The organism is Legionella gresilensis, assembly GCF_900639865.1.
Lineage (GTDB): Bacteria > Pseudomonadota > Gammaproteobacteria > Legionellales > Legionellaceae > Legionella_C > Legionella_C gresilensis.
The window spans coordinates 113,109-126,187 of sequence record NZ_CAAAHX010000002.1 but is presented as its reverse complement, the minus strand read 5'-3'; the positions used below and the strand labels follow the sequence as shown (position 1 = coordinate 126,187).

Below are 13,079 nucleotides of genomic sequence, written 5' to 3'. Positions count from 1 at the left end.
TAAAAATGGGTATAGTAGAGTTTTTGTTACCTGAGTATAACTTTAATTTTTATAGTTAATTTTTTGGTAATGTGCTAAAAATTATAGGCGTTTGATTTAATCATGTTTTAATGAGCCGCAGAACTTAAGTCATTAAATTTAGCTTTATTAGGTTTAGTAATCCAAACTAAAGGAATTAAAGTAATAAAGATAAATGCAGATACTCTAAATATATCATTAAGCCCAAGCATATTAGATTGATTATTTACCATATAATTAAAAACAGCATATTGTTGTTCCTGATTAAGGCCAGCAATGTCTCTTAGTTGAGCTAAGAAATCTGTAAAGATAAAGGTATACGATGACGCTTGTTCGGTCAGGTCTGCATGATGCACAATAGCACGATGACTCCAAAGCGTATTGGTAATTGAGGTACCAATTGCACCTGCAAAAATACGGACGAAATTAGATAGCCCTGCTGCTGCAGGTACTTTATCAGGACTAAGACCTGAAAGTATAATAGTAGTTAGCGGAATAAAAAACATAACGGTTGGGATACCCTGCAAAAGAGTAGGCCATATTAAATGGCTAATATCAATGGTTGATACATACATGGAACGCATATAAAAGACAGCGCCAAATAGGATAAAAGCTAAGGTTACAATGATACGAGCATCAGTTTTTGGTAAAATTTTACCAAGCAAAGGTGATAAAATAACGGCAAAAATACCTAAAGGCGCCATGACTAGCCCCGCATGCAAAGACGGGTAACCTAAATCTTGCTGTATCCATTGAGGTAATAAAACAAAAGTACCAAAGAAAACACCATAAGCAACTGAAATAGCAATTGTTCCGCCAGTAAAATTGCGCCGTTTAAATAAGCGTAGATCAACAATGGGATTTTTAATTGTTAGTTCCCAAATTAAAAAATAACCAAAACTAATGATGGTGATTAATCCTAAAAGGATAATAGTTGTAGAGTTAAACCAATCTAAATCTTTGCCTTTATCGAGCATAATCTGAAAAGCACCAACCCAAAGAATAAGTAAAAATAGGCCTATTTTATCTACAGGTAATTGTAAAGTTGGTGTTTCTCGCTTGCGATACATAATCCAAGTTACAATACCGGCGAAAAAGCCAATAGGTAAATTAATATAAAAAATCCATGACCAACTGTAACTATCAGTTATCCAGCCGCCTAACGCGGGCCCCGCAATAGGCCCCACAGTAGCAGTCATTCCCCATAGTGCTAAGGCAATCGAACTTTTTTCTTTAGGGTAAGAGCTTAAGAGAATGGCTTGCGAAAGAGGAATAAGGGGACCCGCTGCCAAACCTTGTAAAACACGGGCTGCTAATAACATAGTAAGATTAGTTGCAATACCACAACAAAATGAGGCAAAAACAAAGAGTGCAATGGCTATAATAAACAACTTAACTTGCCCTAATCGTTGAGTGAGCCAGCCAGTTAAAGGTATTGAAACGGCGTTTGCTGCCGCGAAAAGCGTTATAACCCAAGTTCCTTCATCGATTGAAACCCCTAAAGATCCGGCAATGGTTGGAATTGCTACATTTGCAATTGAAGAGTCAAGCACAATCATAAAAGTCGCTAAAGCGACAGCAATAGTTGCTATAACTAACTTACCACCTTCTAAAGGTGGATAACTAACCGTATTAGAATTTTGCATGGTTATTTATAGCTTTAATATTAATAAATGGCTCTTTACCCGCAACCTTTAAATCGGTTGTTTTAAGAACATTTTCTTGTACAACTTCATTAATAATATGGTCTGCTTGCGCCATTAAATTATTAAAAATAGTAGTTTCATAAAAAGACTGCCGAGTTAATGTGTTTAGTTTTTTGGGTTGTCGATAGGTATCAACAGTTACTTTCATTGATAAGCCAATACGTAAAGGATGTGCTTTTAATTCTTTTTCATCAACAAGAATACGAACAGGTAAGCGCTGTACCACTTTAATCCAATTACCCGTAGCATTTTGTGGTGGCAGCAAAGCAAAAGCACTACCTGTACCTGCTGAAAAACCGCTAATATAGCCATGATATTTTATTTTTTTCCCATAGATATCAGCAGTTAATACCACAGATTGTCCAACTTGAATTTTACTCAATTGCTTTTCTTTAAAATTAGCGTCAACCCAAATTTGGTTTAAGGGAACAATGGCTAATAATACTTGCCCTGGTGTAATACGCTGGCCTATCTGTACCGCTCTCCTCGCAATATAACCTGATAAAGGTGCGCGAACAGTATTGCGGATATAATCAAGGTAAGCTTTTCTTAGCGCAGCCATGGCTTGTTTAACATGAGGATGATTAATAATGCTGGTTTTGTGGGTAAGCGCAATATTAGCTTCCCACTGAGCTTGCGATTGTAAAAGGGCTGCATTGGCTACATTGTAATTATCTTGAGCATGAGTTAATTCTTCTTGTGAAATTGCCCCTCGGCGAATTGCGGTTTGCCGTCGTTGTAAATCAATTTTAGTCTTTTGTAAATCTGATTGTCTTGATTGAACAAGTGCTTGTAATTGACTATTGTTAATAAAATATTGTTGGGTTTGCCTTAAAGCGAGTGCTAAATTAGCTTTAGCTTGTTCAAGATTTACTAAGCTATCGGTTGGATCTAATTCAATCAGACTTTGCCCTTCAGGAACAAATTGAGTGTCCTCTGCATTTAACTTAGTAACATTACCTATAACTTGAGTAGAAATAGGAATGATATTGCCAGCCACGTAAGCATTATCTGTAACTTCAAAATAACGTCCGTAAAATAACCAATAAAAAAAATAAATTAAACTAATTAGTAAGAGGCTATAAGTAAAAATAATTAAAGCTTTTTTCTGATTCAATTGTTTAGGCGTACTGGCTTGAGAAGATAAATTAAAGTGCTTCAACATGAAAATCCCTGAAAATAAGCTTATTAGAGCAACTTTTAAAAATAGTCACTATAAGCTTTATTGCTAATATTCTCAATAAAGTGCTTAGAAAAACCAAATAAAAACATGTAAATATAACTATTAAAAATATGCGTCTAAAGTTAGATATTAAAAAAATACACAATCAGACATGAAAATGATTACAAATAAATTGAATAGCAATTTTAAGATTTTTGTTTTAATCAAAGATAATTGAAACATTCGCCTCAAAGTGAGAATATTAGCACTCTCTGAAAGACTTATAACAAAATGAAAGATTTATTAAATTTTTTTGATCTATTAAAAATAGAGCCCACTACAGAATTAGAAAAGATAAATAAAGCTTATTTTAAACAAATTCTATTTACTCATCTAAAGTATGAAGACAATTTAGACAAAGATTTCAATAAAGAAATTAACGAGCTAAACTTCGTATTTAATAAGTTGGATACACAAGAAAAATTAAATAGATATTATTTTGTTTTTAATTTTAACAAATCCCTTACAAGAACAAATGAACAGCTTAATTTTTTCAAAAAAAAACCTGTTGAAATAATCAATTGCTATATTAGCTTGCCTTTTGATGAGCAAAAATCTGCCGCACTTTTTCATTATGATACTATCAACCTACCTAATAAACTTCCCTCAATTAATTTAGATTACTTTATAAAATGTTTAAATAAATTAAGCAAATCAGGACCTATCCCGGTTGGTTTTAGCGAAGAAGCAATAATTCAAATTATAAATGAACATAAAATCCATGCTCCGCAGCTTATAGTACATATAATTATTCCAAGCTCTCACCTATCCTCTAATTTATCTGAAGCTGAACTTTATAAAAACCTGGGTCAGTGCGTTATAAACGCCTCTCATCTTTCTTGTCCATGGATACTAATGGACTGTAAATTTTCACCTTCTGATATTCGTGAAATATTTGCAATGGCAAATAAGCATTATAAAAATACTACTACATTTAATTTCAACTGGAGTAACTCTTTATGGCCTCCAGATTATCGTTACAGCTCTGATGAAATTTTGGAAATTAATAGCTCGCCAACGCCTCTTTAGTTTTCTTTTAACTTCAGCGGTATCTATTTTAATAATTAAAATTTATTAATTTAAGCCTTAATGGCTTATGCTAAAGATATATTTACTTTTTGCATATCATATAAATCATGCGAACTTAAAGGCTTACTACTCTACTAAATCATTCTTATATTTCTGCTTACTAAGCTTTTATAAAATTAAAAGCTAACACGGAGCTTATAGCTGTTTTGTCGAGGGCTAAAGTAATTAATCGATCTATGCCTAAAGCCACACCACTACAAGGTGGCAGCCCTGCTTCTAGAGCACTTAAGAGATATTCATCCACTTCCGCCCTTTCTAAGGATTTAGTTTGGCGGAGCACGTTGTCTGTTTCAAAGCGTTCTCTTTGCATCTTAGCGTCGGTTAACTCATGAAAACCATTAGCAAGCTCAATGCCTTTAAAGTAGATTTCAAAACGCTCAGCAACACCATTATGCACTTGCGCAAGAGCCGCTTGAGAGGGCGGGAAATTATAAATGGCGACAGGCGCATTTAAATGAGCAAATCCAGGCTCTATTATGTGACTCATTAATAAAAATAGATATTGATCCTTATCCTCTTCATCGCTAGCTAAAACATTATCTAAATCATAATTTTTAAGACACGATTTTAAATCTTTAATTGAAGCAATGAATGGATCTAGATCACAAATTTCTATAAAGGCTCGTTGATAGGTTTTCTTAATTAAAGGAGGACAAGATAAAATTAATTGTAGCAGCTCATCTATCTCGGTCATTAATCCATGATGATCAATATTTAATTGATACCATTCAAGCATGGTAAATTCAGGATTATGCCAGCGTCCTAATTCATCATCACGAAAACTCCGCGCCAATTGAAAAATAGGGCCGCTCCCTGCGGCCAGTAGTCTTTTCATGTGGTATTCGGGAGAAGTTTGTAGATAATAAGTTTTTTCACGAAAGATTGCTTTAATATTACTTAAATAAACATCAGTAATACCGAAACGTGCCATAGAAGGTGTGTCAACCTCAAGGTAACCACGTTTATTAAAAAAATCGCGGATTTGTGCAATAAGTTCAGCACGTTGACGTAATGTAGGGATAGTTGCGGAAGGCTGCCAAGACATTAATAAAAAATTCCTAATTCAAGTTTTGCGATTTCTGACATGCGATCTTGCGTCCAAATGGGTTCCCAAACTAATTCTACTGTGCAATCACTGACCCCTTCAACTTGATTGACAGCCTGCTCTACCGTACCTGGAAAAGTTTGAGCAACAGGACAACCAGGGCTTGTTAATGTCATTTGAATGTGAACGTGACTTTTTTCATCGACATTGATATCGTAAATTAAACCTAAATCATAAATATTAACCGGTATTTCTGGATCATAGACAGTTTTTAGGGCAGCAATAACCAGTTCTTTTAACGCCTCTTCATTGGATTTCTTTTTTAAGCCAAACATAACACTACTCCGTACTGACTGGATTTTGGTTATTATTAATGGCTGCATTAAAGGTATGCCAAGCGAGCGTTGCACATTTAACGCGAGCTGGAAATGCTTTAACGCCTGCTAATACGGATAACTTATCACTAGTTACCCAATCACTTTCTTCATCACTCGTTAACATGTGATGGAATCCTTCAAAAATATTTTTTGCTTCTGCAATCGTTTTTCCTTTCAAAGCTTCAGTCATTAAAGAAGCAGAAGCTTGTGAGATAGCACAACCACAGCCAACAAAACTTACATTTTCAACCATATTATCCTTTATCTGTAGATAAACTGTTAATTTATCGCCGCACAAAGGATTATAACCATTTGCTTGAGCCGTCGCTCCTTCCATTTTGTAATGGTTACGCGGATTACGATTATGATCAATGATGATTTCCTGATATAACTCACGTAATTCCATGCTCATGCAAACACCTCTTTTACTTTTTGCAAGACCTTCATACAAGAATCAATTTCAGAGGTCGTATTATAAAATGCTAGTGAAATCCGGGTTGTTGCTGCAACATCAAAAAAATCCATCACGGGCATTGCACAATGATGGCCACTGCGAATCGCAATACCTTCATTATCTAAAATAGTACCAATATCGTGCGCATGTATTTTACCATGTACAAATGAAATAATAGGGACTTTTTGTTTGGCTGTACCGATAATGTTGTAACCTTTGACAGCAAGTAGCGCATCTGTTGTATATTGCAAGAGATAGTCTTCGTAAGCAGAAACCGCTTCCATATCTAAAGTTGCCAAATAATCTAAGGTCGCTCCTAGCCCCATAACTCCAGCAATATTAGGTGTACCGGCTTCAAATTTGTAAGGTATAGGCGCATATTCAGTCGCATCAAAAGTAACGAAATTAATCATTTCTCCACCACCTTGATAAGGTGACATATCCTCTAATAAATGTGTTTTACCCCATAAAACACCGATACCAGTTGGTCCATACATTTTATGGCTAGAAAATGCATAAAAGTCACAACCTAAATCCTGTACATCAACAGGATAATGGGCCGTTGCCTGAGCACCATCTACTAAAACAACAGCGCCATAAGCATGGGCCATTTCAATCATTTGCTTAATAGGATTTACTGTACCCAATGCATTCGACGCATAAGTAATGGCTACAAATTTTGTATTTTCATTTAATTTTTTTTCAAACTCATCGAGCAATACTTCACCAGAATAAGAAATTGGGGCTACTACTAATTTTGCACCTGTTTTTTTACAAACCATCTGCCAAGGCACAATATTAGAATGATGCTCCATATGGGTTATAAGGATTTCTTCATTAGGCTTAATACGAGGTGCTACAAAACTTTGAGCAACTAAATTAATTGCCTCTGTGGTACCACGTACAAAGACACACTCATTAACTGATTGAGCATTAATAAATCGTTGTACTTTATTTCTAACACGTTCAAATTGAAGTGTTGCTCGAGCACTTAATGCATGTACACCGCGATGAACATTAGCATTATCCTGCATATAGTAATTGCTTATTGCCTCAATAACGGCTTTGGGCTTTTGTGTTGTTGCAGCATTATCAAAATAGATTAAAGGATGGTTATTAACCTTTTGCTGTAATATAGGAAAATCTTTGCGAATAGCATTAACATCGAAGCTAGTATTTAAAATTGCTGAATTCATACTTCACTCCAACTGCGTGTTAATTAAATTGGCTATCCATTCTCTCATTTTAGAATGCGGTATCCGATTTAAATTTTCAGTAACAAAAGCTTGTATTAGGTAGCGGTTAGCTTGTTCACATGAGATACCCCGACTAGCCATATAAAATAATGCATCTTCATCTAACTGCCCAACAGTAGCGCCATGTGTACAAATAACGTCATTAGCAAAGATTTCTAATTGAGGTTTAGTGTCTACTTCCGCTTGTGCTGATAACAATAGATTTTTATTTTGCTGGCGTGCTTCAGAATGTTGAGCATCCTTTGCAACAATCACTTTACCATTAAAAACAGCACGTGAGCGACCTGCTAATACCCCTTTATAATCTTGGTTACTTTGACAACTAGGGACATGATGAGAAACCGTTGTATGATGATCCATATGTTGATTATCCCTAGGCAAATAAAGTCCATTCATTAAACACTGAGCTTGTTCTTCTTCTAGTGAAATGGAAATATCACTGCGAACTAAACGCCCACCTACACTAATAGAATGACTTTCAAAATGACTTTGTTTGGCCTGCTTTACTGCTAAATGACCAATATGCAAGGCTGCTTTGCTTTCATTTTGAATTTTATAATGAACCAATTTAGCTTTTTGAGCTAAAGCAATTTCTGTTATGACATTAGTCAGATAATTTAAGTTTTCCTGGCCATTAAACGTTTCTATTATAGTAGCTTCACTTTCTGGCTCAGCCACAATTAAGTGACGCGGATAGACAGCTTGCTCTTGCTTACTTTGCCAATGAGCTAAAACTAAAGGTTCTGTTAAACACACACCTTTTGGCAAGTAAATAAATACTCCTGTTTGCAATATGGCTGTATTTAACGCATGAAAACCATGCTCATGTTTTAATAATTGAGCAAGATAGGGCTTTACTTTGTCAGCATGTTGATTCACGGCCTCAAGTAAAGGCAATACTAGCATACCCTTCGGTAACTGCTGCTCAAACTCATGAAGGTTGTTAATTATTTGGCCATCACAGATTACTAACTGGTGACCTAATGGTAATAAATCTTGTGCCTTATTTTGACTTCCAGAACCTGACTTTAAAGAATTATAAAATCGCTGTTGCATAAAAGGATCCAATGAGGTGTATTTCCACTCCTCATTTTTGCGACTGGGAAACCCGTAATGGCTAAAATCATTTAAAGCTTCCCTTTGCAAGGATGCTAACCAAGGCTCAGGTAAACTGCTTGCTTTTGCTTGCTCTTGGTAAAACTCAAAGATTTCACTCATGCCTGCTCTTTCTCCTCAAGCCAGCTATAGCCTTTCTTTTCTAATTCTAATGCTAGTGACTTATCACCTGATTTAATAATGCGGCCATTAGCTAACACATGAATAAAATCAGGTTCAATGTAATCTAATAAACGTTGGTAATGTGTTACTAAAATAATGGCTCTTTCAGCCGAGCGCATCGCATTAACGCCTTGTGAAATAATTCTTAAAGCATCAATATCTAAACCTGAATCAGTTTCATCTAAAATAGCTAACTGAGGTTCAAGTGCAAGAAGTTGTAAAATTTCATTGCGTTTCTTTTCCCCGCCTGAAAAGCCCTCATTAATACTGCGATATAAGAAGCTTTCATCCATATCTAATAATTGACATAGCTTACGGATAAAGCTTAAGAACTCGATAGCATCCAAAGGATTTTTCCCTTGTCCTTTACGTACAGCATTAACGGATGCTTTAAGAAAATTAATATTAGTTACACCGGGAATTTCCACTGGATATTGAAACGACATAAAAATGCCTGCGCGAGCACGTTCTTCGGCAGAAAGAGGCAATAAATCTTGCCCTAAATAATTAATCTCACCACTTGTTACGGCATAAGCAGGATGACCTGCCAATACTTTAGATAACGTACTTTTTCCTGAACCATTAGGGCCCATAATAGCATGGACTTCGCCTGCATTTACGTTAAGATCAATGCCTTTTAAAATAGGTTGTCCATTAATAGCTACATTTAGTTGTTTAATTTTTAACATATTTAACCTACTGCCCCTTCCAAACTAATACCTAATAATTTTGTTGCCTCTACTGCAAATTCCATAGGGAGCTCTTTTAAAACTTGCTTACAAAAACCATTCACGATCATGGATACAGCATCTTCCGTATCAATGCCACGCTGTTGACAATAAAAAAGTTGCTCTTCACTAATTTTTGATGTTGTTGCTTCATGCTCAAGCTGAGCCGTTGCATTTTTAACCTCTATGTAGGGGAAAGTGAGTGCAGCACATTCATCGCCCATGAGCAATGAATCACACTGAGTAAAGTTACGAGCATTGGTTGCAGTTGGCGCAATTCTAACTAAACCACGATAAGCATTATGCGAGCGGCCAGCACTTATACCCTTAGATATAATCGTTGAACGTGTATTTTTACCTAGGTGAATCATTTTAGTGCCCGTATCAGCCTGTTGAAAATTATTCGTTAAAGCAACTGAATAAAATTCCCCTACTGAATCATCACCTTGTAAAATAACACTTGGATATTTCCAGGTGATGGCTGAACCTGTTTCGATTTGTGTCCAGGAAATCTTAGAGCGCTTACCTCGACAAGCACCACGCTTAGTTACAAAATTATAAATACCACCCTTTCCTTCTTTATCCCCAGGATACCAATTTTGTACTGTAGAATACTTAATTTGAGCTCCATCTAGTGCCACTAATTCTACTACGGCAGCATGCAATTGATTTTCATCACGCATAGGCGCTGTACAACCTTCTAAATAGGAAACATAACTATCACAGTCTGCGATAATTAAAGTTCGCTCAAATTGTCCTGTTGAAGCCGCATTAATTCGAAAATAAGTGGATAATTCCATAGGACAGCGTACACCCTTAGGAATATAAACAAAGGAGCCATCACTAAATACTGCTGAGTTTAAAGCAGCATAAAAGTTATCACGGTAAGGTACAACAGAACCTAAATACTGACGAATTAAATCCGGGTAATTATGAACTGCTTCCGAAAAAGAACAAAATATAACGCCAACTTCCGCTAATTTTGCTTTAAACGTTGTCGCTACTGAGACACTATCAAATACTGCATCAACGGCAACACCCGCTAATAGCTCTTGTTCTCTTAAAGGAATACCTAATTTTTCATAAGTCCGTAGTAATTCTGGATCAACCTCTTCTAAACTTTTAGGTGCATCTTTAGCTTGTTTAGGCGCTGAGTAATAAGAAAGGGCCTGATAATCAATAGGGGGATAATGTACGCTAGCCCACTTAGGCTCAGGCATTGTTTTCCAATATTCTAAGGCTTTAAGGCGCCATTCTAAAATAAATGGAGGCTCTCCCTTAATTGCCGATAAACGACGAACCACGTCTTCATTTAATCCGGGCGCAAATGTCTCAGCTTCAATCTCTGTTACAAAGCCATGCTGATAGTCCCTTTCCAGAAGGGTATTTATTTGCTCATTACTTTTAGCCACGATGTACTCCACTTGCCAGCTGCCTAATTCTATCAATTTCAATAGGTTGTAAAGAAGGCTTGGCTAGCATTTCTAAACTTACACTATCTAACGCTGTATTGATTGCTCGACTTATTAATTGCCAATTACCCTGAATATGACATACACCTTGTAAAGAACATTCATTAGGATGAATACTACATTCAGTTAAACCCATTTCCTGTCCTTCTAAGGCATAAATAATCTCAGCTACAGAAATATCTGCTGCAGCTCTTTGTAGTCGATAACCACCAGACACCCCACGTACAGAGGTGAGTAATTTAGCTGCCGTTAATCGTTTTAATAATTTACTTACTGTCGGTACGGAGAGATGAGTATGTAAGGCAATATCCCGCGCATTGCAAAGTGTATTAGGACGCCTTGCTAAATACACCATGATTACTGTTCCATAATCGGCCAATTTGCTGATACGCAGCATACCATTACCACCCTAAATAATCTAGTACCGAATCGGTCCTTAATTAGAAAACAAAACTATTAATCTACTGTAATTTGTTTATTAAGTAATAGGAATTGCCATAGCAATTAATATGTCTAATTACTAATAATATAGTACTAATTTAGTTCTATTTACAGTGAAAACAGCAATATTGTAAACTATTTTTAGCAGTAAGAATACTTTGCGAGCATTATTTTATTTTTAGACTACGCTTAAGAATATAAAGTTAAGGATTTATTATATGCTTATCAATTTAAATAGCCTGCGACAACTTACACTAGTTTGCTTATTAGCAAGCTCTTTTTATAGTAATGCCTGTACAACAATCTTTGCAAACGCCACACCCAATAGGCTGCTTGTAGCTCGTACTATGGATCTTTATACTTCAGACATGCCATTAATTGTTGCTGAGCCCCGAGGTGTAGAACATAATGGAGAGGCAGGTAAAAACTCGCTACATTGGCGCTCTAAATATGGTACAGTCATGGTAACTGCTTTACATACTAATGCTGTTACCGATGGAATTAATGAAAAAGGATTAGCTGTTCATCTACTTTATTTAGAAAATACTAAATACCCAAACTACAATAATAACTTACCAAAAATATCTAATGGCATGTGGGGTAAATATATTTTAGATAACTTTGCTACAGTAAATGAAGCACTGGCAGGCACTAAGAATCTAGAAATTGTAGCAACAGAAGTACAAGGAAAAAAATGGCCACTTCATTTAACGATTGAAGATGCTACAGGAGATTCTGCTGTTATTGAATTTATTGACGGAAAAATGAATGTTTATCATGGCCCTCAATATCGAGTAGTAACCAATGAGCCAGCTTATAATATTCAACTTGCCAACCTTAAAAATTACCAAGGATTTGGCGGTACACGCCCACTTCCTGGTGATGCTGATCCAATTAGTCGATTTGTTCGTGCGGCAACTTATTTGAAAACAATGCCTAAACCAGCTGATTTTAACCAGTCAATTAGTGATATCTTGTCAGTTATCAGATCAGCTATGGTACCTTTTGGTGCAGTTTATACATCTGAAAGTAAAAAAGAACTAGCTTGGCCAACTCAATGGATTGCCATAGCTGATCTAACTAATAAAACTTATTATTTTCATTCAACATCAAATCCCAATGTGATTTGGATTGCATTAGATAAAGTTAATTTTGCTCCGGGAGCGCCAACCTTAACTATTGATCCATTGAAAGCACATAAAGCGGATATTGTTAAAAAATTAAGGCCAGCATTTGATCTATAAAGAATTTAGGTAAAGGTTAACAACCGATTAACCTTTACTTTTATTATTAAATTATTGTTTGTATTAAACTTTGTTCACTCTCATTAACCGGTAAAAATTTTTCTCTATAAAGTGTAATAATTTGATTAACGCCTTTACCAATATCATCTAAGTGGTTATTAGAAATAACAATGTCTGCTTGATATCTTGTCGGAGCGATATACCTGAAAAAACCATCTCTAACATTTGATTTTATTTCTCGTCTTTTAGTTTCTTCAATTGAGGTGCTTCGCTCATTAACATCACGGCTAGCTCGTCTTTCCACATTCGCCAAATAGGAGTCAGGTTGAATGAATATGCCCAATTTCTCTGAAGTTTCTAGCCTATCTATGATCTTTAAAGCAAAAATACCCTCAACAATCAAAATATCAGTAGGCTCTACTCGCACTGTTTCTGGGAGTCTATTTTGTTGTTCAAAACTATATAGCGGACTTTCTACTGACTGACCTGCTTGTAATTGATTTAAATGTTCTACTAAAAGCTCAATATCTATTGCATCTGGCATATCAAAATTTTTGCGAGGATTATTCACATCCTTAATTTTGTAATAATTATCCATTTTCAAAATTTTTGTCCCAAAATGTAAGCGATTAAGCTCTGTCTCAAGTTCCGCTGCCAACGTGGATTTACCACCACCTGATGAACCAGCAATAAAGAAAATAATCACAGCTTCTCCTAAAAAAGTGCCTATAGTAGGGTAAAAAATTTTA

The 13,079-nt window shown here is 35.7% G+C and carries 13 protein-coding genes; 2 read left to right on the top strand and 11 right to left on the bottom strand.

The genetic code is table 11. The annotated features are described in order from the left end of the window. Positions 1-107: 107 nt before the first annotated feature. On the bottom strand, positions 108-1,664 hold the full coding sequence (locus tag E1P04_RS02410) for a DHA2 family efflux MFS transporter permease subunit (RefSeq protein ID WP_131781335.1): 1,557 nt from the start codon (positions 1,662-1,664) through the stop codon (positions 108-110). Next, on the bottom strand, positions 1,651-2,889 hold the full coding sequence (locus E1P04_RS02405) for an HlyD/EmrA/EmrK family protein (protein WP_131781334.1): 1,239 nt from the start codon (positions 2,887-2,889) through the stop codon (positions 1,651-1,653). The genes E1P04_RS02410 and E1P04_RS02405 overlap by 14 nt, the downstream gene beginning before the upstream one ends. Positions 2,890-3,177: 288 nt before the next feature. Here E1P04_RS02405 and E1P04_RS02400 point away from each other — a divergent pair, with 288 nt between their 5' ends. Continuing rightward, positions 3,178-3,975, top strand: a complete 798-nt coding sequence (locus E1P04_RS02400) for a J domain-containing protein (protein ID WP_131781333.1) — start codon at positions 3,178-3,180, stop codon at positions 3,973-3,975. Positions 3,976-4,135: 160 nt separating this feature from the next. Here the strand turns inward: E1P04_RS02400 and epmA are convergent, their stop codons facing one another. Genes epmA through E1P04_RS02360 form a run of 8 tightly spaced genes read right to left on the bottom strand, consistent with a single transcriptional unit; the run spans position 4,136 to position 11,042 of the window. Next, positions 4,136-5,080, bottom strand: a complete 945-nt coding sequence (epmA, locus tag E1P04_RS02395) for an elongation factor P--(R)-beta-lysine ligase (RefSeq protein ID WP_131781332.1) — start codon at positions 5,078-5,080, stop codon at positions 4,136-4,138. Beyond that, positions 5,080-5,415: an SUF system Fe-S cluster assembly protein gene (locus tag E1P04_RS02390; protein WP_131781331.1), complete on the bottom strand. Its 336-nt coding sequence runs from the start codon at positions 5,413-5,415 to the stop codon at positions 5,080-5,082. The genes epmA and E1P04_RS02390 overlap by 1 nt, the downstream gene beginning before the upstream one ends. Positions 5,416-5,419: 4 nt before the next feature. Beyond that, positions 5,420-5,869, bottom strand: a complete 450-nt coding sequence (sufU, locus tag E1P04_RS02385) for a Fe-S cluster assembly sulfur transfer protein SufU (protein WP_131781330.1) — start codon at positions 5,867-5,869, stop codon at positions 5,420-5,422. After that, positions 5,866-7,107 (bottom strand): cysteine desulfurase, encoded by a 1,242-nt coding sequence (locus tag E1P04_RS02380; RefSeq protein WP_131781329.1) that lies wholly within the window; start codon positions 7,105-7,107, stop codon positions 5,866-5,868. The genes sufU and E1P04_RS02380 overlap by 4 nt, the downstream gene beginning before the upstream one ends. A 3-nt stretch (positions 7,108-7,110) precedes the next feature. Continuing rightward, a complete protein-coding gene (gene sufD, locus E1P04_RS02375) occupies positions 7,111-8,385 on the bottom strand; it encodes a Fe-S cluster assembly protein SufD (RefSeq protein ID WP_131781328.1) in 1,275 nt (424 codons plus the stop codon). Continuing rightward, positions 8,382-9,134 (bottom strand): Fe-S cluster assembly ATPase SufC, encoded by a 753-nt coding sequence (gene sufC, locus E1P04_RS02370; protein WP_131781327.1) that lies wholly within the window; start codon positions 9,132-9,134, stop codon positions 8,382-8,384. Before sufC ends, sufD begins: the two co-directional genes overlap by 4 nt. A 2-nt stretch (positions 9,135-9,136) precedes the next feature. Further along, positions 9,137-10,585: a Fe-S cluster assembly protein SufB gene (sufB, locus tag E1P04_RS02365; RefSeq protein ID WP_131781326.1), complete on the bottom strand. Its 1,449-nt coding sequence runs from the start codon at positions 10,583-10,585 to the stop codon at positions 9,137-9,139. Then, entirely contained in the window at positions 10,578-11,042 is a 465-nt protein-coding gene (locus E1P04_RS02360) for an SUF system Fe-S cluster assembly regulator (RefSeq protein ID WP_131781325.1), read from the bottom strand. Before E1P04_RS02360 ends, sufB begins: the two co-directional genes overlap by 8 nt. Before the next feature lie 262 nt (positions 11,043-11,304). Here E1P04_RS02360 and E1P04_RS02355 point away from each other — a divergent pair, with 262 nt between their 5' ends. Beyond that, complete coding sequence (locus E1P04_RS02355) at positions 11,305-12,330, top strand: linear amide C-N hydrolase (RefSeq protein ID WP_131781324.1); 1,026 nt, start codon at positions 11,305-11,307, stop codon at positions 12,328-12,330. A 46-nt stretch (positions 12,331-12,376) separates the two neighbouring features. Here the strand turns inward: E1P04_RS02355 and E1P04_RS02350 are convergent, their stop codons facing one another. After that, complete coding sequence (locus E1P04_RS02350) at positions 12,377-13,036, bottom strand: uridine kinase family protein (RefSeq protein WP_165482655.1); 660 nt, start codon at positions 13,034-13,036, stop codon at positions 12,377-12,379. Positions 13,037-13,079 lie beyond the last annotated feature (43 nt).